At 66.2% G+C, this 21,531-nt stretch carries 17 protein-coding genes and 1 pseudogene; 13 read left to right on the top strand and 5 right to left on the bottom strand.

Annotated features, from left to right (window positions below):
• Positions 1–92 precede the first annotated feature (92 nt).
• On the bottom strand, positions 93–317 hold the full coding sequence (locus ACQCS0_RS06170; protein ID WP_354153981.1) for a hypothetical protein: 225 nt from the start codon (positions 315–317) through the stop codon (positions 93–95).
• Positions 318–596: 279 nt separating this feature from the next.
• Here ACQCS0_RS06170 and ACQCS0_RS06165 point away from each other — a divergent pair, with 279 nt between their 5' ends.
• Positions 597–1,583 (top strand): hypothetical protein, encoded by a 987-nt coding sequence (locus ACQCS0_RS06165; protein WP_354153982.1) that lies wholly within the window; start codon positions 597–599, stop codon positions 1,581–1,583.
• A gap of 298 nt (positions 1,584–1,881) precedes the next feature.
• On the opposite strand, the gene purH is transcribed toward ACQCS0_RS06165, so the two are convergent.
• Positions 1,882–3,567: a bifunctional phosphoribosylaminoimidazolecarboxamide formyltransferase/IMP cyclohydrolase gene (gene purH, locus ACQCS0_RS06160; RefSeq protein WP_354153983.1), complete on the bottom strand. Its 1,686-nt coding sequence runs from the start codon at positions 3,565–3,567 to the stop codon at positions 1,882–1,884.
• Positions 3,568–3,709: 142 nt separating this feature from the next.
• Between purH and ACQCS0_RS06155 the strand changes: the two genes are divergently transcribed.
• A complete protein-coding gene (locus ACQCS0_RS06155; RefSeq protein ID WP_354153984.1) occupies positions 3,710–5,062 on the top strand; it encodes an MFS transporter in 1,353 nt (450 codons plus the stop codon).
• 20 nt (positions 5,063–5,082) lie between these two features.
• Here ACQCS0_RS06155 and purN read toward each other — a convergent pair whose 3' ends face one another.
• Positions 5,083–5,646: a phosphoribosylglycinamide formyltransferase gene (purN, locus tag ACQCS0_RS06150; RefSeq protein WP_354153985.1), complete on the bottom strand. Its 564-nt coding sequence runs from the start codon at positions 5,644–5,646 to the stop codon at positions 5,083–5,085.
• 39 nt (positions 5,647–5,685) lie between these two features.
• Between purN and ACQCS0_RS06145 the strand changes: the two genes are divergently transcribed.
• The gene (locus tag ACQCS0_RS06145) at positions 5,686–6,114 is read left to right on the top strand and encodes a hypothetical protein (RefSeq protein WP_354153986.1); all 429 of its coding nucleotides are present in this window, start codon (positions 5,686–5,688) and stop codon (positions 6,112–6,114) included.
• A 27-nt stretch (positions 6,115–6,141) separates the two neighbouring features.
• On the opposite strand, the gene ACQCS0_RS06140 is transcribed toward ACQCS0_RS06145, so the two are convergent.
• On the bottom strand, positions 6,142–7,458 hold the full coding sequence (locus ACQCS0_RS06140; protein WP_426940107.1) for a DUF6350 family protein: 1,317 nt from the start codon (positions 7,456–7,458) through the stop codon (positions 6,142–6,144).
• A gap of 101 nt (positions 7,459–7,559) precedes the next feature.
• Positions 7,560–7,757 carry a hypothetical protein gene (locus tag ACQCS0_RS06135; protein ID WP_354153987.1) on the bottom strand — a complete coding sequence of 66 codons (198 nt, stop codon included), beginning with the start codon at positions 7,755–7,757 and terminating at the stop codon, positions 7,560–7,562.
• 132 nt (positions 7,758–7,889) lie between these two features.
• Here ACQCS0_RS06135 and ACQCS0_RS06130 point away from each other — a divergent pair, with 132 nt between their 5' ends.
• The 10 genes and pseudogenes from ACQCS0_RS06130 (at position 7,890) to ACQCS0_RS06085 (ending at position 21,526) form a co-directional block, all read left to right on the top strand.
• Entirely contained in the window at positions 7,890–8,351 is a 462-nt protein-coding gene (locus ACQCS0_RS06130) for a DUF4383 domain-containing protein (RefSeq protein ID WP_426939351.1), read from the top strand.
• Positions 8,352–8,547: 196 nt separating this feature from the next.
• Positions 8,548–9,384 carry an HNH endonuclease gene (locus ACQCS0_RS06125; RefSeq protein WP_354153989.1) on the top strand — a complete coding sequence of 279 codons (837 nt, stop codon included), beginning with the start codon at positions 8,548–8,550 and terminating at the stop codon, positions 9,382–9,384.
• Positions 9,385–9,550: 166 nt separating this feature from the next.
• Entirely contained in the window at positions 9,551–10,984 is a 1,434-nt protein-coding gene (locus ACQCS0_RS06120) for an SPFH domain-containing protein (protein WP_354153990.1), read from the top strand.
• On the top strand, positions 10,977–11,225 hold the full coding sequence (locus ACQCS0_RS06115; RefSeq protein ID WP_354153991.1) for a hypothetical protein: 249 nt from the start codon (positions 10,977–10,979) through the stop codon (positions 11,223–11,225). Before ACQCS0_RS06120 ends, ACQCS0_RS06115 begins: the two co-directional genes overlap by 8 nt.
• Positions 11,226–11,313: 88 nt before the next feature.
• On the top strand, positions 11,314–12,468 hold the full coding sequence (locus tag ACQCS0_RS06110; RefSeq protein WP_354153992.1) for a glycosyltransferase family 1 protein: 1,155 nt from the start codon (positions 11,314–11,316) through the stop codon (positions 12,466–12,468).
• Positions 12,465–13,919, top strand: coding sequence for a UDP-glucose/GDP-mannose dehydrogenase family protein (locus ACQCS0_RS06105; protein WP_354153993.1), 1,455 nt, complete (start codon positions 12,465–12,467; stop codon positions 13,917–13,919). The genes ACQCS0_RS06110 and ACQCS0_RS06105 overlap by 4 nt, the downstream gene beginning before the upstream one ends.
• On the top strand, positions 13,837–15,657 hold the full coding sequence (locus ACQCS0_RS06100) for a putative bifunctional diguanylate cyclase/phosphodiesterase (RefSeq protein ID WP_426940106.1): 1,821 nt from the start codon (positions 13,837–13,839) through the stop codon (positions 15,655–15,657). Before ACQCS0_RS06105 ends, ACQCS0_RS06100 begins: the two co-directional genes overlap by 83 nt.
• Before the next feature lie 45 nt (positions 15,658–15,702).
• Positions 15,703–17,032, top strand: a pseudogene (locus ACQCS0_RS06095) (MBL fold metallo-hydrolase).
• 94 nt (positions 17,033–17,126) lie between these two features.
• Positions 17,127–20,618 (top strand): response regulator, encoded by a 3,492-nt coding sequence (locus tag ACQCS0_RS06090; RefSeq protein ID WP_354153994.1) that lies wholly within the window; start codon positions 17,127–17,129, stop codon positions 20,616–20,618.
• Positions 20,618–21,526, top strand: coding sequence for a diguanylate cyclase (locus ACQCS0_RS06085; protein WP_354153995.1), 909 nt, complete (start codon positions 20,618–20,620; stop codon positions 21,524–21,526). Before ACQCS0_RS06090 ends, ACQCS0_RS06085 begins: the two co-directional genes overlap by 1 nt.
• Positions 21,527–21,531 lie beyond the last annotated feature (5 nt).

Here is a 21,531-nt window from a genome sequence, read left to right as displayed (position 1 = left end):
AACACGCGATAGCGCGGCGCACACCGGGCGGCAAGGCGCCGTCGCGCGGTGTCCAGGAGTTTCGGACGTAGCCCTCCAGGGCGCCAGTTCAGTCAGCGCCGCCTGTGGGGAACATCACTGGGCCAGATCTGCGCATACTTGGGATCGCGGCGGCGAAGCTCCGAGGTTGCGGTGAAGGTGTGAACCGGGTCAACGTCGCGCAGACGTAAGGCTTCAGCCTGGGCTGCCAGGTCGTTGGCAGCCTCCTGCGGGTCGGCGGCGGAGAAGTGACGGCCACGGGCGGCGGACTTCTTGACTGGTCTACGGAAGGAAAACATGGCGAGGGCCCCACATCTCTTACGTGTCCGGAGCCCAGTCGGACAATCATTGCTGTGCTTCAAAATTAGTCCTGAACATCAGTCGCCGCCAGAACCGGCGCCCGCTCTTAAGGCGGTCTGCGGGATTTTTGTGGTCAAGCTGCGGCTTTCGTGCAGGTCAGGGCCGGACCATACACGAGAGTCACCACTATTTACAAAGTTGTCATATCCGGATAAATTCGGTAGGTCACTCGGCGGGCTTGACTGGAGCCCTCCCCCACCCGTTTAGACAGGACAACCATGACACGTACGAGGTCTCTGGCTACCAGCCTTCTGAGCCTTTCCGCAGCCGCGCTCCTGGCGTTGACCACGGCCGGCGGAGCATCGGCAGCACCGACCCCATCCGGGGACAGAGGGCAAGCCTCCGTCACCAGCACTGCATTGGACAGCACCGGCGCGGCAGACTACTGGACATCAGACCGCATGCGCGCCGCGATTCCCGGTGACGTCTTGGCCGGCAAGGCACTGGAGCGCGGCAACACGTCCAGCGCCGCGACGGTGGAGAAGGGCAAAAACACCAAGGTCCAGGCCACCAAGGGCAAGCCCACCATTGCGGTCAGCGAAAACCCGGTGGACCACATCGGGAAGGTCTTCTTCACCCTCGGCGGCACCAACTACGTCTGCTCGGGCAACGCCGTGGTTTCGGCCAACAAGAGCACCGTGGCCACGGCCGGGCACTGCCTCAACGACGGCCCCGGAGCTTTTGCTACCAATTTCATTTTTGTTCCTGCCTACAACAACGGCGCCACCCCGTACGGCAAGTGGACCGCCAGGGCCTATTACGCCCCCAGCGACTGGAGCACCTATGGCGACATGCAGTACGACACCGGCTTCGCAGTCATGAATACCCTCAACGGCCAGTACCTCTCTGACGTTGTGACCGGATCCGGCGTCGAATTCAACGCAGCCCGCGGCCTGACATACAAGTCCTACGGCTACCCCGCAGCCTCGCCCTTCAACGGCGAGACGCTCAAGAGCTGCTACGGCACCGCGTCGGACGACAGGCGCAATCCCCAGTTCAACTCGCAGGGCATACCTTGCGATATGACCGGCGGATCCTCCGGCGGTCCCTGGTTCATCCAGGGCAGCACCCCCGAAACCAGCGGTTCTAACGGCCTGCAGAACTCCATCAACAGCTACGGCTACAACAGCGGTTCCGCCGTAATGTACGGCCCATACTGGGGCACCGTCATCCAGCAGACCTACGCCAGTGCGGCCGCTTCCTAAGGAATCCTCGCCAGGCGGCGAATCCGTCAGCCACAGCGAGCCGGCCCAGTCGCACGAGGAGATCCTCGAATACTGGACGCCGGCGCGGCTGGCGGAAGCAAAGCCCCGGGAGTTTCGGCTTCCGGAGGAGGGGTCCGCGCCTCAAGCAGCGGGGCGCAGATCCTCAACAAGCGAGTCCTAAGAGGCCCTTAAAGCCCGACGGCGGCTGTGCCCACCCAGGGGACAGCCGCCGTCGACGTTGGGCCCACGCCGGCAGGGTTCCTTGACCGAGCTTGCGAGGTTAGGGAGCCGGTGGGGACTAGTGGAAGAAGTGGCGTGCACCCGTGAAGTACATGGTGATGCCGGCCGCGTTGGCTGCGGCCACGACTTCCTCATCCCGCACGGAACCGCCCGGCTGCACCACGGCGCGGACTCCCGCGTCGATCAGGATCTGCAGGCCGTCAGCGAACGGGAAGAATGCGTCGGAAGCAGCGACGGCACCGAGGGCGCGCTGCGGTGCGCCGCTGGCGTTGGCGTTTGACGCACCGCCAGCACCTTCGACGTCGGACTCCACCGAAACGCCCAGCGTGTTGGCCCGCTCTACGGCCAGCTTGCAGGAATCCAGGCGGTTGACCTGGCCCATGCCGATGCCAACTGCGGCACCGTGGTTCGCGAGCAGAATAGCGTTGGACTTGGCGGCGCGGCAGGCGGTCCAGGCGAAGGCGAGGTCCGCGAGGGTCTTTTCGTCAGCGGCTTCGCCGGCGGCGAGGGTCCAGTTGGCGGGGTTGTCGCCGTCGGCGTCCACCCTGTCGCTCATCTGTACCAGGACGCCGCCGGAAACCTGGCGCATTTCTGCCGGGTAGCGGCCGTAGCCTTCGGGCAGGGCCAGCAGGCGGATGTTCTTCTTCTTGGCGAGGATCTCAACGGCCTCCGGCTCGAAGTCCGGGGCGATGACAACCTCGGTGAAGATGCCGGCAACTGTCTGTGCCATGGCGGCGGTGACCGTCCGGTTGGCAGCGATGACACCGCCGAAGGCCGAAACGGGGTCGCAGGCGTGGGCCTTGGCATGGGCATCGGCGATCGGGTCTGCAGCACCCGCGGAACCAACGGCGACACCGCACGGGTTGGCGTGCTTGATGATCGCCACGGCGGGCTCGGCGAAGTCGAACGCGGCCCGGAGGGCGGCATCGGCGTCCACGAAGTTGTTGTAGCTCATGGCCTTGCCGTGCAGCTGGTCGGCCTGCGCGATGCCGGCCGGGGCTGCCCTGTCCACGTACAGCGCAGCCTGCTGGTGCGGGTTTTCGCCGTAGCGGAGGACCTCGGAGCGCTCCAGCGACAAGCCGGCGTAGGCAGGCCAGTCGATAATGCCGTCGCCGTCTTCATCCAGGAACTGGCTGGCAGTCCAGGTGGCAACGGCGTTGTCGTAGGAGGCGGTGTGGGCGAACGCCTTGGCGGCCAGCCGGCGTCGGGTCTTCAGGTCAAAGCCGCCCTCAGCGGCGGCGATGACCACGGATCCGTAGAACGTGGGGTCAACAACAATGGCGACGGCGGCGTGGTTCTTCGCTGCCGATCGCACCATCGCGGGGCCGCCGATGTCGATCTGCTCAACGACATCGTCCTGCGCGGCGCCGGACTTCACGGTCTCAACGAACGGGTAGAGATTCACCACCACCAGATCGAAGGTTTCGATCTCCATTTGGGTCAACGTGTCCATGTGGGCCGGGACGCGGCGGTCGGCCAGGATGCCGCCGTGGACGCGCGGATGCAGGGTCTTGACGCGGCCATCCAGCATTTCCGGGGACCCGGTGACTTCTTCGACTTCCTGGACCGGAATTCCGGCCGCGGCGATCTTCTTGGCCGTGGAACCGGTGGAGACGATCTTCACGCCGGCCGCATGCAGGCCCTTGGCGAGATCCTCCAGACCGGTCTTGTCGTACACCGAGATCAGTGCCCGGCGGATGGGAATACGGTCGATGGATACACGGTCAGGCTGCGTGACGCTCACAAAAAGTCTCCGTCTGATCTCGCGGAACAGTACCGCGGTTGGTGGGGATAGGCCCAGTTTATCGTGTTGTGCAGGTTGACCCGCTTGCCGGCGGCAGTGTGAACGTCAGTGGGCACGGTTAGAGTTTTCACAGGAGGCTGCGATGAATACTTACACCACTGTGCCCAGCGGCGAACAGGTGGTCCAGGAACTCCCCTGGCGTTGGAAAGTTCAGGGCAGGATCTTCGTGATCGGCGGCCTCGGCTTTATGTTCGATGCGTGGGACGTGACGCTCAACGGCATCCTGATTCCGCTGCTCTCGACGCACTGGGCCCTGGCCCCCGGCGAAGTGGCCTGGGTGGGTACGTCCAACCTGATCGGCATGGCCGTGGGCGCGTTTGTGTGGGGCACCATAGCGGACACGATCGGGCGGAAGAAGGCGTTTACGGCCACGCTGCTGATCTTCTCGCTCTTCACCGTGCTGGGCGCGTTCTCCCCCGATTTCATCTGGTTCTGCGCGTTCCGCTTTATGGCCGGCTTCGGTCTGGGCGGCTGCATACCTGTGGACTACGCGCTGGTGGGCGAGTTCACACCACGCAAGCAGCGCGGGAAAGTCCTCACCGCGATGGACGGCTGGTGGCCGGTGGGCGCGGCCCTTGCCGGCTTTGTCTCAGCCGGACTCGTGGCCGTATTCGGCGACTGGCGGCTGACCCTGCTGGTCATGGTGCTGCCTGCGCTCCTCGTGTTCTGGGTCCGGCGCAGTGTCCCGGAATCTCCGCTGTTCCTCATCCGCAAGGGCCGCCGTGAGGAGGCTGCCAAGGTCATCGACGCCCTGGTGGCCGCAACCGGTGCCGAACCCCGCGCCTACAGCCTTCCCGACGCCCGGGAAGTCCCGCGACTCTCCGCGGGCAGCGCCTGGCACCAGCTGCGGCTGGTGTGGCAGTTCAACTGGAAGATCACCACCGCGGCATGGGCTTTGTTCTTCAGCATCCTGCTGGTCTACTACCTGTCCCTGACATGGATGCCGCGGATCCTGATCGGTGCGGGCTTCGCCGAATACAAGGCGTTTGTGACCACGGCGTCCATGGCGGCGGTTGGGCTTTTGGGCGTGGTTGTGGCCGCGCTGCTGGTGGAGCGTGTGGGCCGCAAATGGATCCTTGCCATCACGGGCCCGCTGTCCGCGCTGACCCTGGTGATCGTTGCGGTTGTGGTGGACATCCCGACGGCGGCGGTGTTCTGGCTGCTGGTGTTCGGCTTTGTAGTGCAGATAGCGATTCCGGTGCTCTACGCCTACGTGTCAGAGCTCTATCCGACCGAGCTCCGCGGCACTGGTTTCGGCTGGGCGTCGTCGTTTTCGCGGCTGGGGGCAGGTTTTGGGCCGCTCATTTTTGCGAACTACTTCTGGCCCGAGCTAGGTCTGGCCACATCCTTCGCCCTGGCCGGCGGGCTGGTGCTGGTGGCTGTCCTGTGGATGGCGTTCTTCTCCCCTGAGACGAAGCAGCGCCGCCTCGAGTAGCTCCCGTCGTCGCCCGAAAATCAGGCGGCGGCGAGGGCAGCCAGCGTATTGACCAGGAGGCGGCGCTCCACGATCTTGATGCGTTCGTGGAGGGATTCTTCGGTGTCCCCCGGTTCAATCGCGACGGCTTCCTGGGCGATGATGGGCCCGGTATCCACCCCGGCGTCGGCCCAGTGCACCGTGCAGCCGGTGACCTTGACACCGTAGGCCATGGCATCGCGGACGCCGTGGGCGCCGGGGAAGGCGGGCAGCAGGGCCGGGTGTGTGTTGAGGTACTTGCCGTCGAAAGCTGCGATGAAGTCGGCGCTGACGATTCGCATGAAGCCGGAGGAGACCACCACGTCCGGGGCGTAGGATGCCACCCGGGCGGTCAGCGCGGCATCCCATTCGTCGCGCGTGGGGAAGGAGTTGAAGTTGACCACAAATGTCTCCAGCCCTGCTTCCGAGGAGCGTTCGAGGCCGTAGGTCCCCTCCCGGTCGGCACCCACCGCCGCGATTTCCACGTCCAGCTCCCCTCCCTTAACGGCGTCGATGACTGACTGGAGATTGGACCCGGTACCGGAAACGAGGACTACGATTCGCATGGGTCTAGCTTATGGGCACGCTCGCGTAGGCTGGAAAACATGAACAACACCCCGGAACCGGCTGGCCAGCAACGGACCAAACAGCCGCTCAGCGAGGCCGCCAAGGACTCGCTCACCAAAACCCGCAACCTGTTCCGGACCTTTATTGTTACCGTACTGGGCGCCTTCTTCGTCTACCAGCTCGACGTCAGCTACCTCTGGCTCACCGGCATCCTGACCGCCGCGAGCTTTGTGCTGGGTATCCTCCTGCTGGTCCGGTCGGCCACGCTCAAGGAGTCCAAACTTGTCCTGTTCGGCACGATCTCGGGACTGGTGGTGTCACTGATCCTGCTGCTGGTCATCCTGACGACGGCACTGTTCTTCCGCCAGGTCCAGGACTTCCAGACCTGCTCACGTGAGGCCCTCACCGACCAGGCGCTCTCCAATTGCCGGGTCCAGCTGGAAAACTCCCTGCCGGGTCTCCGGTAGCAGCCACACCAGCGGCAGCCACGACGGTCAGCGGGCCAGTTCCGCTTCCTCATCCACGTGCTGCTGGCGTTCCAGCCACGGTCCGGCCGCGTACCCGATCGCGACGCCGATGCCCACCTCCGCGGCAACCCAGAGTCCCATCCACAACGGGTCCGGTCCGATGGAGGTGAGGCGGCCCAGGCCGGCAGAGCCGCGGGCCAGCCAGGCCAGCCCCGCGGCCAGCAGACCGGACACAACCCCGACCAGCGCGCCGAGGGCAAGCGTGGACACCGTGGCCGTGAACCAGCGCACGTCAATCTTGATGGAGAGCCATTCGTCGAAGTGGTTTTCGCCTTCGCGCAGGAACCACCAGCCAGCCAGGATACCCGCCACTACCGGCACTGCCAGGGCCACGAACCCGTACTCCAGCGGACCCGACGGGATGGCAGCGAAGACCGGGATGGACGGGAGCGGCCCGGTGGCGGTGCCCAGCGGACCCACCTGCGAGCCAACGCCCAGGGCAAAACCCGAGCCCGAGACCCAGGCCAGCGCAAAAACCACCAGGTTGGGCAGGTACCCAAGCTGCGCGATGGTGAGCGCCGCACCCCCTACCGCGCCGGCGTCGAGCGCTTCATAGACAGCAATAACCAGGTTCCAGTGGATGAAGAGGTCCACCGCCAGAAGCGCACCTGCGAGCGCAAACGCCGCCAATAACGCGACACAGCCCGCCTTGGACGCGGAGCCCAAATACGAGCCGGCCCAGCGGGAATGCTGACTGGTGCGCGAGATCCAGTCCACGGCGTCGACGCCGATCAGCCGGCTCCATGAGCCGGCCTCGCGTCGGGCGCCGATCACCATGCCGAGGGCGAACGGAATCAGCGGGATGAGCATGGCGAACCAGATATTTATGACGACGTCTGCGGTGCGGCACACAAAAGCGGTGGCCGCGCCGAACGCCGCGTAGACCACCCAGGACCCGAGCAGCGCCTGCCACAGCTGGTCCGTATAGGAGGCCCGGGCCAGGCGTCGCCCCGCGCGCCAGGCGAGCAGGAACGGGATCAAAGTCAGGCCGAGAGGCACCAGGGTCAGCAGGCCGGAGCCTGAACCGACGGCCGCGCCAGCCTCACCGGAGACAACGGCGAGCTGCAGCGGCACCCCGTGAATCAGCAGCCAGCCTTGGCCGGCGAGGCGGGCCAGGGCATCAAAGGCGGTGTTCTGGAACCCGGCTGTGGCCCAGACGGCCACAATGGGTACCACCGCCAGGAGCGCGGAGATGATGGCGGCCTGCGCCGCTTCGAGGCCTCCCTGCAGCCACAAGGGCATGGGAAGGCCACGGTCTCCGGTCTGATCAGCGCGCAGTTTCATCGTGTCCCATGGTGTCATGGCAGGGCCGTCTGATCGGGCTTCGACAGGCTCATTCTCCCTGCGAGACGTGCCTCACCAGAGTTCGTAGTCCGCGGTGCTGATCATGAACCCGCGTCCGGTGCTGAGGTGCGCGCCGTCGTCGGGAGTCCAGCCTGTCCGGGCACCCCCGCCGGGTCACTCACCAGCAGCACGCCGACCTCCGGCGTCCGGCTCTCCGGGACCGTGACACTGCAGGCGCTGGCGAGGAGCACAACGGCAGCCGCAAGCACGGTACGGGCGAGGAGTGGCAAGGATCGCATACGGGTCCCAGTCCAGCAGAAGACGCCAATTCTGTCGCTGGACAGAAGTCCTCATCCGGGCGTGATCCGGCGCTTTTTTCACAGGACCGCCGTAAAATTGGAATGTCCGCAATCACGGTTGGAGGCAGAAAAATGACTACCGCATCCCCACATGCACACGGAGTTCATTTTGGGCGCGCAGACGTCCAGAACGCCGGCATGGGAGCAGGTATTGTCTTGTTGTTGGTGGGTGTCCTGGGATTTATCCCCGGCGTCACCACTCAGTACAGCGAATTGATGTTCCTGGGACCTGGTTCCCATGCAATGTTCCTTGGCCTGTTCCAGGTGTCCATGCTGCTCAACATCGTGCAGTTGGCAATTGGTGCCACGGGCTGGGCGATGGCCCGGACCGAACATGGCGCACGGAACTTCCTCATCGGGGCAGGCGCACTGTACATCGTCCTCGCCATTTTCGGTCTCAGTGTCGGTGTGGGTTCGGCGGCCAATTTCCTGTCGCTCAACATGGCTGACAACTGGACCCACTTGGTGCTGGGCGCAGTGATGGTTGCTGCTGGCTGGCTGTTCTCACGGAACATGTCCGGCGAGAGGAAATAGCCCGGAAATGACAGGCCGGGATACAGGAGCCGCGAATGAGAAATGATCCATAAGTTCTGAATTTTCGTCCTACTGCCGGTGCAGTTGCCGCGTTCCGCGAACGGCTGCACCGGCTTCTTTGTGCGCTTCTTAGCGGCCGCAAGTGGCTGTCCGCGCCAAAGGCGCCATAGGCCATTGGGCCTGCAACAATGGCCCCATGAGCGACATCATCTTGGGCTGGGACCCGGCCGGGCGGAACCGCTGGAACTACGCGGCCGTTATCGATCAGGCCGCCGCGACAGGGCTGCACCTTGAGCCCTGGAGCGTGGGCCGAAGCGCGGCCGCCGGCACCGGCGTGTGGCTGGTCCTGATGGGAGCCCACGGTCCCGGTTTGATCGGCCATGGCGTTGTCCTGTCGGAGTTAGCGCCCACCCCGGATCAGCCTGAATGCACCGTGCAGGTGGCGTTCGATGCGCTCCTGCCCCTAGGAGACCACGTGACCGCCGCGGTCCTGATCGAAGCGGTGCCTGGCATCGCGTGGGACAGCGCCGAAACCGAAAGCATGGCCCTCGGACCTGGCGATGCGGCGGCCATTCGCAGCGTTTGGGCCACACACGGGCCAACGCAAGGACAGGACCCCACCCAGCCTGTGCCCGGCACGTACCCGGAGACCGCCGTCGTGCGCGTCAGCGCCAACCGCTACGAGCACGACCCCGTGGCTCGGCGGGCCTGCATCGCGCACCGCGGCACCAACTGCGCGGCCTGCGGGTTCTCTTTCGAACTGGCGTACGGGGAGCTCGGCAAAGACTTCATCGACGTCCACCATGTGGTGCCAGCGTCCCAGCTTGGCATCGGCTACCTGCTGGACCCGCTCACGGACCTGGTTCCGCTGTGCGCCAACTGCCACGCCATGGCACACCACGGGGTGACCACGCCCCGCACGGAAGCGGAGCTGCGGCAACTCATGGCCACCGCGGGATTCCTCCGCGGAACCACCGTTGCCCCTGAGGAGATCGAGGCCCAGCGGGTTGCCCGCGAGATCCTCGGCAAATAATCAAACAGCCCGCGCTCTGGACTCTTGGGCGGGCGCGAACGAGACTGTCTACAACAGCTGGCCCCGCTGACCGGAATTACAGGCACGCAAACCGGCAGGCCAGGTCAGGTGCATTTATTGGGGCTGTGCGGCGAGGCCTTTTCCGCACCCGCGAAAGGACCTCGTCATGCCGGATCTGTCAGCATTCTTCCCGCTTCTTGCCGCGATGATCGGGGCAATACTTGTGGTCGGCTTTGTTTGGGGAGCCATCAAACTGATGTGGAAAGTGGCGGAGCCCAATGAGGCTCTGATCATCTCCGGCCTGACCCGTGGAACCCTGGAAACCCGGGCCGGAATGGACTTCAAGATTGTCACCGGAAAGGGCGCCCTGGTATTTCCTGGCCTGCAGACGGTGCGCGCTCTGTCCCTGACGCTGAACGAAACGGAGCTTAAGGTTTCCTGTGTGACCTCGCAGGGCATCCAGGTGATTGTGGAAGGCGTGGTAATTTACAAAATCGGTGACACCCCGCCGTTTATCGCAAATGCGGCCAGGCGTTTCCTGGGCCAGCAGCCCAAAATGGAAAGCCAGGTCTACAACGTCTTTGAGGGCCACCTGCGGTCCATCATCGGAAGCATGACCATGGAAGAGATCATCCGCGAACGGGACAAGCTGGGGTCCCAGGTCCGCAGCGCCAGCGGGGTGGAAATGGAGAAGCTGGGGCTGGTGGTGGACTCGCTGCAGATCAAGGACCTGCAGGACCCCACGGGGTACATCCAGAACATCGCCAAGCCCCACATCGCCCAGGTCAAAATGGAGGCCCGGATCGCGGAGGCCACGCGGAACCGTGAGGCCGCCGAGAAGGAGGCCGAGGCGGCTGCGATGATCGCGGACGCACAAAGTGTTTCGGCCATCCGGCAGTCGGTGGCGCAGGCGAACGCCGAGCGGGCCAAAGCCGAGGCCGCCCAGGCCGGACCGCTGGCGGATGCGACCGCGCGGCAGCATGTGGTCGTCCAGGAAACGGAAGTTGCCAAACTTGAGGCGGACCGGGAGGAGCAGAAGCTCCAGACCACGGTCCGGAAGCCCGCCGATGCCAAGGCGTACGCCAAGCGCACCGACGCGGAAGGCCAGAAGGCGGCCGACATCAGCGCCGCCGAAGCACTGGCCCGCCGCACGGAACTTGAGGCCCAGGCCAACGCCCGCCGGACGGAACTGACTGCGCAGGCGAACGCCACCGCTGCTGCGGCCGCGGCCGGAGCCACGAAGGTCACCGGCGAGGCCGAAGCCGCTGCCACCAGGGCCCGTGGTGACGCCGCGGCCTCCGCCATCAAAGCCAAGGCCCTGGCCGAGGCAGACGGCATCAAGGCGCGGGCCGAAGCACTCGGCACCAACCAGGATGCCGTCATTTCGCAGCAGCTGGCCGAAAACATGCCAGCCATCATCGCCGCAGCGGCCGAGCCTTTCTCCCACGTGGGCCAGATGACCGTGCTGAACGGCGGCGAGGGCGTCAACAAGATGCTGGGCGGCATCCTGGCCCAGGTGGGCGACTACCTTCCTGCCTTGTCCTCGGCGCTGAAGAACAACCGGGAAGGTAAGCGCCCCGAGAAAGCCCCCGATGCATAAAAACGTTGACCGGAGCCTGACCGGCAAGATCGGCCGCGTGACGGGTCGCATTGGGCCCGGAACGCTCGGCGAGGTGATGCTGCCTTACCTGGGCGGCACCAACGCGTTCCATGCCCACCCATTCGACAAGACGAGCGTCTTCGCAGTGGGTGACGAAGTCCTGGTCATTTACTTCGAGCCGCCGCAGACGGTCTACGTGGACGAACTCCCGGACATGCTGCGGCACGGCGAAGGCGGCTGACCTCGAGGGCTGATCTGTTAACCCAACCTTTCCCTCCACTCAACCCGCGTGACCCCGGCCCGTCAGGCGCCGCGCCCACCGTGGAGGGGTGAGGATCGCAATTGTTGCCGAGTCATTCCTGCCGCTGATAAACGGGGTGACCCACTCCATCCTGAGGGTGCTTGAACACCTAAAGGACCAGGGCCACGAGGTCCTGGTCATCGCCCCTTCCACCCATGCGGTCGCCGAGTTCGCGGGACCCGCCGAGGTGGTCCACGGCGCAACGGTATACCGGGTTCCTGCCGTTCCGCTGGCCGGCTACACCAACGTGCGAGTGGCGATGGGAGGTGTGTACCGGGTCAAGCGAATCCTTGCCGACTACGCACCCGACGTTGTCCACCTCGCATCGCCGTTCATCCTCGGGTGGCGTGCAGTGCAGGCCGCGCATCAGTTGGGGATCCCCACCATAGCCATCTACCAGACCGAGGTTCCCAGCTACGCCGCCCGGTATGGTGTGCCGTTCCTGGAGAACTGGGCGTGGAACCGGGTGGAAAACATTCACCTGCTGGCAACCCGGACCCTGGTGCCGTCCACTTTCGCGCTGAACCAGTTGCGCGGCCGCGGGATTCCGCGGGTTGGCATGTGGCGGCGCGGTGTGGATACCGCGCGGTTTTCCCCGGAAAAGCGCGACGCCGGGTGGCGGGCAACGGTTGCCCCCGGCGGTGAGCGGATCATCGGCTACGTGGGCCGGCTGGCTGTCGAAAAACAGGTGGAGGACCTCGCCGCGCTCGCCAGCGTCCCGAATTCCAGGCTGGTGATTGTGGGCGACGGACCCGAGAAGTCCGCGCTGCAGGAAGCCCTGCCGGACGCCGTGTTCACGGGGTTCCTCGGCGGTGAGGAGCTGGCGAAGGCGGTGGCGTCCTTCGACCTTTTTGTCCATCCCGGCGAGTTCGAGACGTTCTGCCAGACCATCCAGGAGGCAATGGCATCGGGGGTACCGGTGGTGGCCACCGGGCGCGGCGGGCCCCTGGACCTGGTGGAAAACTCCCGCACGGGCTGGCTGTACCGTCCCGGTGACCTGGCCGGTTTCCGAGCCCGGGTGATGGACCTGATGGGCGACGACGCCAAGCGCCGCGCGTTCGCCACGGCAGCGCACGCCTCGGTCCAGGCACGGACGTGGCCGGTGCTGTGCGCCCAGCTTGAGGAGCAATACCGCGAAGTACTGGCTGTGTCCTCTATCTCCGGAAATGGAGCGTCCCTGTGAAAATATCGGTGATCGGCTGCGGCTACCTCGGCGCAGTGCACGCCGCCACGCTCGCGTCCATGGGCCACACCGTGGTGGGCATCGACGTGGACGCCGCCAAAGTGGACCAGCTGGGGCGCGGCCTGGCCCCCTTCTTCGAACCCGGCCTGGACGAACTGCTCCGTGACGGACGCAGCACCGGCCGCCTCACGTTCTCCACCGACGTCGCCGCTGCCGCCGGCGCCCAGGTCCACTTCCTGTGCGTCGGGACACCGCAGTCCAAAACGTCCGACGGCGCCGACCTCACCTTTCTCGTTTCCGCCACCGAGGCGCTGCTCCCGCACCTGGCGAGGGGCGCCGTCGTCGTCGGTAAATCAACGGTGCCCGTGGGCACGGTGGACATGCTCCAGGGCGTCCTCGCAGGGCGGCCGGACGTGCAGCTGGGCTGGAATCCGGAGTTCCTGCGCCAAGGCACCGCAGTGAAGGACTCGCTGGTGCCGGACCGGCTGGTCTACGGCGTGGCGGGCGGACGCACCGCGGCGTTCAACCCCAGGACGGGGGCGCCGCGTGCGGTGACGGCTGCGCTGGATGCCGTGTATGAGCCGCTGCTGAACGCCGGCATTCCGCGATTGGTGTGCAACTTTTCCACCGCGGAGCTGATCAAGTCGGCCGCCAACGCCTTCCTGGCCACCAAGGTCAGCTTCATCAACGCCATCGCCGAACTGTGCGACGCGGCCGGCGCGGACGTGGCCGAACTCAGCGAGGCCATGGGCATGGACCCGAGGATCGGCAACCGCTACATGCATGCCGGGCTGGGCTTCGGCGGCGGGTGCCTGCCCAAAGACATCCGCAGCCTCCGCAGCCAGGCCGCCGCGCTGGGCGTGGACCCGGTCAACGACTGGATGGGCGTTGTGGATGCCGTCAACGTCCGCCAGCGGACCCGGACGGTGTCGCTTGCCGCGGACCTGTGCGACGGCGGGCTCTCCGGACGCGCCGTTACCATCCTGGGCGCCTCCTTCAAACCGGAGACCGATGACATCCGTGACTCCCCCGCCCTGGACGTCGCGGCCCGGCTAGCAGCCGCCGGCGCGCACGTCACGGTGACCGATCCGAAGGCCGTCAACCACGCGTGGCTGCGGTATCCGCAACTGCGGTTCGAAGCTTCCGCAACGCGGGCCTTGGAAGGTGCGGAGCTGGTGCTGCTCCTCACGGAGTGGGACGAGTACCGGCACCTCGACCCTGCCGCCGCGGGCGCTTTGGTACGACGCCGGGTGGTCCTGGATGCGCGAAACGTACTGGACGTTGTGGCTTGGCAGGCGGAAGGCTGGGTGGTCCGCGGCCTCGGCACCAACGCCGGCGCTTCCGTCGTAGCCGGGCCCGTTGGCCGAGATGGCAGGCGCACTCCTGGACAACGGCGGATCCCAGGTTTTGCTGGTCTCAGTCCGGAGCACGGAACACCGCAAAGGAGCTGACGCCAACCTTCGCGAGGCCATGTCGCTGCTGACGGCCACGCTCGAATCCACGGCGGACGGCATCCTAGTGATCAGCGCCGACGGCCGTGTTGCCGGGTTCAATGACCAGTTCCTGAAAATGTGGACCATTCCGCCCGAGTTACTCGAGGGCGACAGTGATGAACCGATCATGCGGCTGATCATCTCGCAGGTTGCGAATCCGGAGGCGCTTGTGGCCAGGCTCGGAGAGGTTGCGGAGAACCCGGGGGCCGAAAGCCATGATGTGCTGGACTTCAGGGACGGCCGGACCTTGGAACAATATTCGCGCCCGCAACGGGTGGGCGAGAGGATCGCGGGCCGAGTGTGGAGCTTCAGGGATGTCACACCGCGCAGGCTGGCGCAGGAGCAGGCCGAGCAGGCCATGACTGATTTGGCGGCCCAGGCGGAACAGCTGCGGGCCCTGGCTTTCCAGGATCCGCTCACCGGGCTGGCCAACCGGGCGGTGTTCAACCAGTCCCTCACGGAGGCCCTCACCGAACCACGTTTCAAGACCGTGGATGTCCTGCTTATCGACCTGGACGATTTCAAAGAAGTCAACGACATCCTGGGCCATCAGGCAGGCGATGAGTTGCTGGTGGAAGTGGCACGCCGGCTCCGCGGCTGCGTCCCCAGCGCGGACGTGGTGGCCCGCCTCGGTGGCGACGAGTTTGTGGTGCTGCTGACGGCCTGCCCCGACGCCGACGCCATAGCGGCGTGCATCGTCCGCTGCCTGCACGTCCCCATAACCATTAACGGCACGGTGCTTCGGCCGAGCCTCAGCCTGGGGCTCGCCTCGATCGGCAAGGAAGCGATAGTCGCCTCCGAATTGCTTCGTGAAGCGGATATCGCCATGTACGCGGCCAAGGCAGCCGGTAAGAACCGTTTCCTGCGCTTCCATCCGGAGATGATGACTGCCCTGGTGCAGCGCACGGTGATGGAAGCAGCACTCCAGCTCGCGGTTACGCGCGGTGAGATCTCGGTGGCATTCCAGCCGATTGACTCTCCGCGGAGCGGGCTCGCCGTCCAGTTCGAGGCCTTGGCACGGTGGGACCACGACGGCGAGCGCATTCCGCCGTCGGACTTTATCCCGATAGCGGAGCGGAGCGGTCTGATCGGCGAAATCGGCAACGAAGTCATGGGGCTCAGCTTGGTGCAGCTGGCGCCGTGGCTGCGTGCAGATCCGTCGCGGTCCCTCGCGGTGAACGTGTCCGGCATGCAACTGCAGGACCCGAATTTTGCCGACGGCGTCCTCCGCCTGGCAGCGGCCTGTGGCGTGGGCGCGTATCAGCTGGTCCTGGAAGTCACCGAGAGCGTGTTTTTCGACCCTGACTGCGGCCTGATCCGGCAACTCAGCAGCCTGCGCGGGGCTGGCGTCCTGGTGGCCCTGGATGACTTCGGCACGGGCTATTCGTCGCTGGGCCGGCTGCAGGACCTGCCGGTGGACACCGTGAAAATCGACTGCACGTTTGTGTCCATGGTGCGGACGGGACAGGAACGGCTGCCAATCCTCAGCTCCATGATCAACATGGCGCACAGCCTGGGCCTGACCGTCACCGCCGAAGGCGTCGAAACGGCCGTGCAGGCAGACTACCTCACCGCGCTGGATTGCGACTCGTTGCAGGGATACCATTTCTCGCGGCCGGAGTCCGGCCATCGGCTGGAGCTGGCCTGGCGGCAGGCGGAAGACGCCCTGGCGGCGCGGCGGCCAAATACCGGCTGACCGGCTGACCGCGCCAACATCGGGCTGCGCGAGGACAATGAACCTATGGACGTTGTTGCCATCGAAACGCGGCCGCTCGGGGACCGCAGCTACGTGGTCCACGACGGCGAGGTGGCGCTGGTCATCGATCCGCAGCGGGACACGGACCGGGTAGAAGCCGCTGCGGCGGAAGCCGGCGTCCGCATCACCCATGTTGCCGAAACGCACCTGCACAACGACTACCTCACAGGCGGGCTCATCCTCGCCCGCGCGCACGGCGCCGAGTATCTCGTCAGCGCAAAGGACGACGTCGGGTTTGAGCACACCCCAATAGCCGACGGCGGCACGGTCCAGGTTGGCCGGCTCACCGTGAAGGCCGTGGCCACACCCGGCCACACACCACCACCTCAGCTATGTGGTCAGCGACGGCGGGCAGCAGGCCGTGTTCTCGGGCGGCAGCCTGCTCTATGGATCCGTGGGCCGGACGGATCTGGTCAGCGACGAGGACACGGAACCGCTCACACACGCCCAGTACTCCTCGGTCCGCCGCCTGGCCGCCGAGGCCCAGCCGGGCGCTGCCCTGTACCCCACACACGGGTTCGGCTCGTTCTGTTCGTCCGGTCCGGCGTCGAGCGTCCACGCCTCTACTCTCGCCGAACAGCAGGAAACCAACCACGCATTCACGGACGCCGATGAGGACCACTTTGTCCGGGAGCTCATCAGCAACCTGACCACCTACCCGTCCTACTATGCACATATGGCCCCCGCGAACCGGACGGGACCGGCGCCGGCGGACCTTACCGTACCGGAATCCGTGGATCCGGCGGAGCTCAGCCGCCGGCTCGCCGACGGCGAATGGGTGGTGGACCTCCGCCACCGAGTGGCCTTCGCCAGCAGCCACCTGCGGGGCTCGGTGAGTTTCGAGTACGGCCGCGGCTCCAGCTTCACCGCCTACCTGGGCTGGGTCCTGCCTTGGAACCAGCAACTCACTCTGGTGGGATCAGTAGACGACGTCGAAAAAGCCATCCGGGACCTCTCCAGGATCGGCATCGACTCCCCCGACGCCGCCCTCGGAACGGAACTGTCGGCACTCGCCCCGGGCACCGCCGTCGTGCATTATCCGCGTGTGGACTGGGCCGAAATGCTGCACGGGCGCGGGCCCGGGGACGTGGTGCTGGACGTCCGCCGGACGGATGAGTACGACGCCGGCCACCTCGCCGGGGCGGTGAACATCCCGCTGCATGAGCTGCTGGGGCGGATGGCCGAGATTCCGGCGGGCAGGGTGTGGGTGCATTGCGCCACCGGGTACCGTTCCGGAGTGGCGGCAAGCCTGCTGCAGCGCGCGGGCCGGGAGGTAGTTCATGTGGACGCGAAGTACGGTCCTCTTGACTTGTGAGGGATATCATAAGGATGCGTCTCTGCCCAGGTCTCGGGCGGGCCCGGGTCTCAAGCTTTGCGGGTGACGGACGCACCTATGGGGAGGTATCCGCGTGTCTCAGACAGGTCTCCTGGAGAAACGTTCCGCCATCAGCAGGAGCACGGCCAGCCTGGGTTGGCTGATCGTGCTTGGTGCTGTGGTGCTGGGCGTTCTTGGACTGTATTTTGCCGCCAACAGCGGCACGTCCATGGCCGTGGTGGCGGGTGATTTCGCCATTCTTTTGGCCGCCATGCTGGCAGGGCGCAGTTGCGCCCGGGCTGCACGTCTTGGCGGGGTGAACGCCCGGGCCTGGACCCTGATGTCAGTGGCCGCCTACATTTGGGCGGGCGGGCAGGCGGTTTGGACCTACTTCGGGCTCGCCAACGACCATGTGTACCCGTTCCCCTCCCTGGCCGATGCCCTGTTCCTCGCGTATTCGGTGCCGGCCGCCGTCGCGCTCCTCAGCTTCAAGCGCCCCGGCGGCACCACCCGCGTGGGACTGGTCCGGACGGTGCTGGACGCCGCGGTGATCGCCGGTTCAGTCCTGGTGGTCAGCTGGTACACGGCGCTGGGCCCGGCGTTCAGCGCCGAAGGCGACCTCCTGACCCGGCTCACGTCCATGGGCTACCCCGTGGTGGATGTGGTCATCACGTCCCTGGTGCTTGTCCTGGGGATGCGACGGCAGCCTGGCGAGCGGCTGCCGTGGCTGTGTTTCGGCGGCGGCCTGCTGGTGCTCACCATCACGGACAGCACCTATGTGAAGCTGACGTTCGACGGCGTCACGGGCGTCACGGGATCGCCCCTCGCCCTGGGCTGGATTGGCGCCTTCCAACTGATTGCGCTGGCACCGCTGCTCCCCTATGCGGAGAACCCCCGGCCGGACCGCAGGGCGTTTGCGCTGGGCCTTGAACTGCTGCCCTATGCGCCGATCCTGGTAGCCGTCATGATGATCGCCCAGCCTTACGTCAGCGAGATGAGCGCTTTCCTGCTGACGGTGGCCCGGTTGACAGTGGCACTCATCCTGGTCCGCCAGGTCCTGATCATCATCGAGAACCTCACCCTCACCACAGGCCTGGAGCAGGAAGTGGCGGCCAGGACGGCGGAGCTGGAGGGGCTAGGCGCGATCGTCAACTCCTCCTCGGACGCTATCCTTAGCACGACTCCGGACGGCGTCATCACCAGCTGGAACCCTGGAGCACAGCATCAGTACGGCTACACGGCTGAGGAAGCGATCGGCCGCGACGCGCGGTTCCTGCTGGCGCCGGGCAGTATCGCCGCTGCCGCCGAGGTGTTCGACGAGCTCCGCGCCAGTGGCAAAGCCATGAGTTTCGAGATGGAGCACCTGACGAAGGACGGCGCCGCCATTTCCGTATCGATGACCGTCTCCCCTATCCGGGACGAGACCGGCAGGCTCAGCGGGTTGGCCACCATCGCCAGGGACATTACCCTGCGCCGCGCCGCCGAGCAGGAGCTGAAGGCGGCGCGGGAAGCAGCCTTGGAATCCAGCAGGCTCAAGTCCGAGTTCCTGGCCACCATGAGCCACGAGATCCGCACCCCCATGAATGGCGTGGTGGGGCTGACCGCACTGCTGCTGGAAACGCCGCTGGACCAGACGCAAAAGCAGTACGCACAGGGCGTCAAGGGCGCCGGTGAGGCGCTGCTGTCCCTCATCAACGACATCCTGGACTTCTCCAAACTGGAAGCCGGCAAGGTTGACCTGGATATCCGCGCGTTCGATCCCCGCGTCCTGGTGGAGGAAGTGGCGGGCCTGCTGACCGAGCCCGCGCAGGCCAAGAACCTGGAGCTGATCGCCTACTGCGAACCGGACGTTCCGGCCAGGCTGCACGGTGATTCCGGCCGGATCCGCCAGATCCTGCTGAATCTCGCGTCCAACGCCGTGAAGTTCACGGCGGCCGGGGAAGTTTCCATCCGCGTGACCACCGAGACGCCGGACGCAAAGCCCGGGTCCACCGCCATGCTCTCCTTCGAGGTCCGCGATACCGGCATCGGCATCGACCCCGCGCACCACGCGCGGCTGTTCGAATCTTTCTCCCAGGCGGATGCTTCCACCACCCGGCGCTACGGTGGCACCGGCCTGGGCCTGGCCATCTGCAGCCGGCTCACTGAGGCCATGGACGGCGAGATCGGCCTGGACAGCGCTCCGGGCGAGGGCAGCACATTCTGGTTCCGCATCCCCGTGCCTGTGGCCCCACCGTCCATGGATCCTGTGCCGGCCGCCGGTTTCCTCACCGGGCTGCGTGTCCTGGTGGTGGACGACAACGCCACCAACCGCCTGGTGCTGGAGTCCCAGCTGCGCGGCTGGAAGCTGCAGCCGGAGGCGGTGCCGGATGCCCGCGCCGCACTGGCCCGCGCCCACGAAGCCGCAGCAGACGGAGTGCCTTTCCACCTGGCCGTGCTGGACCTCTGCATGCCTGATACCGATGGCCTGGAGCTGGCCCGCGAGCTCAAGGCCGACGCCGCACTGGCGGACATCGAACTGATCATGCTCACGTCCACCATGCAGGTCAACGCCGCCGAGATCGCCGGCGCCGGAGTCCGCGAATGGCTCATGAAACCGGTCCGCAGCTCCGAGTTCTACAACCGGTTGGTCCGGCTGATGTCCACGAGTGAACACCACGCCCCGGCGTTTTCCGCGGTTGGCCGGTCTTCCGATGCTGACTTGTCGTCTGAGTCGTTCGCCGGCTCCTCCGCTGGGCCGTCCCTTGGGGGGAGGCCCCTTGAGCCGTCACGGGGCCGCATCCTGGTGGTGGAGGACAACGAGGTGAACCAGCTGGTGGCCCGGGCCACGGTGACCAAGTTCGGCTACGCCGTGGACGTGGTTGCCGATGGAGCAGAGGCCGTAGCCGCCACCGCCAGCACCCGCTACGCCGCCGTTCTGATGGACTGCCATATGCCGGTGATGGACGGGTTCGAGGCTACACGCGTCATCAGGCGTCGCGACGGGGCCAGCCATCTTCCCATCATTGCGATGACCGCCGGCGCCCTGGACGGGGACCGGGAACGCTGCCTCGCCGCCGGCATGGACGACTACCTCTCCAAGCCGGTGGACGCCGCCGCACTTGAAGCGGCCCTCACCCGATGGGTCCCCGAACAGGGGACGCTCTCTTCGCCGGAAAAGGTGGAGGCTACTCGGCCGGACGACGCTCGCCAGCTTGAGGCACCTGGGCTGTTGGCCGTCACCGGTGGAGGTGCCCCGGCACTGGACGCGGACCGGCTCGCCATGCTGCGCGGCCTCGGCCCGGAGGACGGCCTGGGCTTGCTGCCCGCCACGACGGCGGCGTTCCGGAAGGACGTTCCCGCGCGGCTTGCGGCGCTGCATGAAGCCGTGACCAACGGCGGCGGCCCGGCTTTGGCCCAGGTGGCCCATGCCCTAAAGGGTGCGGCGGCCAACATCGGCGCCACCGCCGTCGCAAGCCTGTGCGGCAAGCTGGAGGACATGGGCCGCAACGGAAAGCTCGACGGCGGCCCGCAACTGGTCAGCCGGCTGGAAGTTGAGCTTATGCGCGTGGACTTTGAACTCAATCTGGCGCTGGAGGTGGCGTAGTGAAAGTCCTGGTGGCAGATGACGATCCGGGCTCACTCCTGGTGGCCCGCGCCGCCGTCGAACGCTCCGGGCATGACTGCCTGACGGCGGCGGACGGTGACGAGGCGTGGGCCCTGTACCTGGAACACCAGCCCGATGTCGTGGTCACGGACTGGATGATGCCGGGGATGGACGGGCTGGCGTTGTGCCGGGCCATCCGGGCGCGCGAGGCTGACCTGTACACGTATATTGTGCTGCTGACTTCGCAGGGATCCAGGGACGACGTGCTCGCCGGGCTTGAGGCCGGGGCGGATGACTACGTCACCAAACCGCTGGACCCGTTTGTCCTGCATGCCCGGCTGCTGGTAGCGCTGCGGGTGACCACCCTCCACGCGGACCTGGCGCACTACCGGAAGGCGCTGTCGCAGCAGGCGCGGACCGATCCGCTGACGGGCCTGCACAACCGGCTCAAGCTTTCCGAGGACCTCAAGCAGTTGCACGCGCGCAGCCAGCGGTACGAGGAGGGATACTGCGTTGCCATGTGCGATGTGGACCATTTCAAGAGCTACAACGACATCTACGGGCACCAGGCGGGCGATCTCGCGCTGCGGGCCGTGGCGGAGGCGCTGGTGGGCGCGGCGCGCAAGAGCGACGGCGTGTACCGGTACGGCGGCGAGGAATTCCTGCTTGTCCTGCCGAACCAGTCACAGCTGGGCGCCAAGACCTTTGTGGAGCGGGCACTGGAAAGCGTGCGCGAACTGGAGATTGCCCACTCCGGGGACCCGCTGGGGCAGCTGACGCTCAGCGCCGGGATTTCCGCGTTCACCGCCGAGCACCGGGCCGACGCCGACACCCTCCTGGGCGAAGCGGACGCGGCACTTTATGCTGCCAAGGCGGCCGGCCGGAACCGGGTGGAGCTGGCGCTGTAGTAGCG

Source organism: Pseudarthrobacter sp. S6, assembly GCF_050156575.1.
In the GTDB taxonomy this organism is placed as follows: Bacteria; Actinomycetota; Actinomycetes; order Actinomycetales; family Micrococcaceae; genus Arthrobacter.
The sequence above is the reverse complement of the archived record's forward strand: the minus strand, read 5'-3'. Positions and strand labels throughout refer to the sequence as shown.

Coding starts and splice junctions, on each gene's coding strand:
- ACQCS0_RS06170 (WP_354153981.1), bottom strand. CDS start 317: ATGTTTTCCTTCCGTAGACCAGTCAAGAAGTCCGCCGCCCGTGGCCGT.
- ACQCS0_RS06135 (WP_354153987.1), bottom strand. CDS start 7,757: ATGCGATCCTTGCCACTCCTCGCCCGTACCGTGCTTGCGGCTGCCGTT.
- ACQCS0_RS06100 (WP_426940106.1), top strand. CDS start 13,837: ATGGCAGGCGCACTCCTGGACAACGGCGGATCCCAGGTTTTGCTGGTC.
- ACQCS0_RS06165 (WP_354153982.1), top strand. CDS start 597: ATGACACGTACGAGGTCTCTGGCTACCAGCCTTCTGAGCCTTTCCGCA.
- ACQCS0_RS06140 (WP_426940107.1), bottom strand. CDS start 7,458: ATGAAACTGCGCGCTGATCAGACCGGAGACCGTGGCCTTCCCATGCCC.
- ACQCS0_RS06120 (WP_354153990.1), top strand. CDS start 9,551: ATGCCGGATCTGTCAGCATTCTTCCCGCTTCTTGCCGCGATGATCGGG.
- ACQCS0_RS06155 (WP_354153984.1), top strand. CDS start 3,710: ATGAATACTTACACCACTGTGCCCAGCGGCGAACAGGTGGTCCAGGAA.
- purN (WP_354153985.1), bottom strand. CDS start 5,646: ATGCGAATCGTAGTCCTCGTTTCCGGTACCGGGTCCAATCTCCAGTCA.
- ACQCS0_RS06130 (WP_426939351.1), top strand. CDS start 7,890: ATGACTACCGCATCCCCACATGCACACGGAGTTCATTTTGGGCGCGCA.
- ACQCS0_RS06145 (WP_354153986.1), top strand. CDS start 5,686: ATGAACAACACCCCGGAACCGGCTGGCCAGCAACGGACCAAACAGCCG.
- ACQCS0_RS06125 (WP_354153989.1), top strand. CDS start 8,548: ATGAGCGACATCATCTTGGGCTGGGACCCGGCCGGGCGGAACCGCTGG.
- ACQCS0_RS06115 (WP_354153991.1), top strand. CDS start 10,977: ATGCATAAAAACGTTGACCGGAGCCTGACCGGCAAGATCGGCCGCGTG.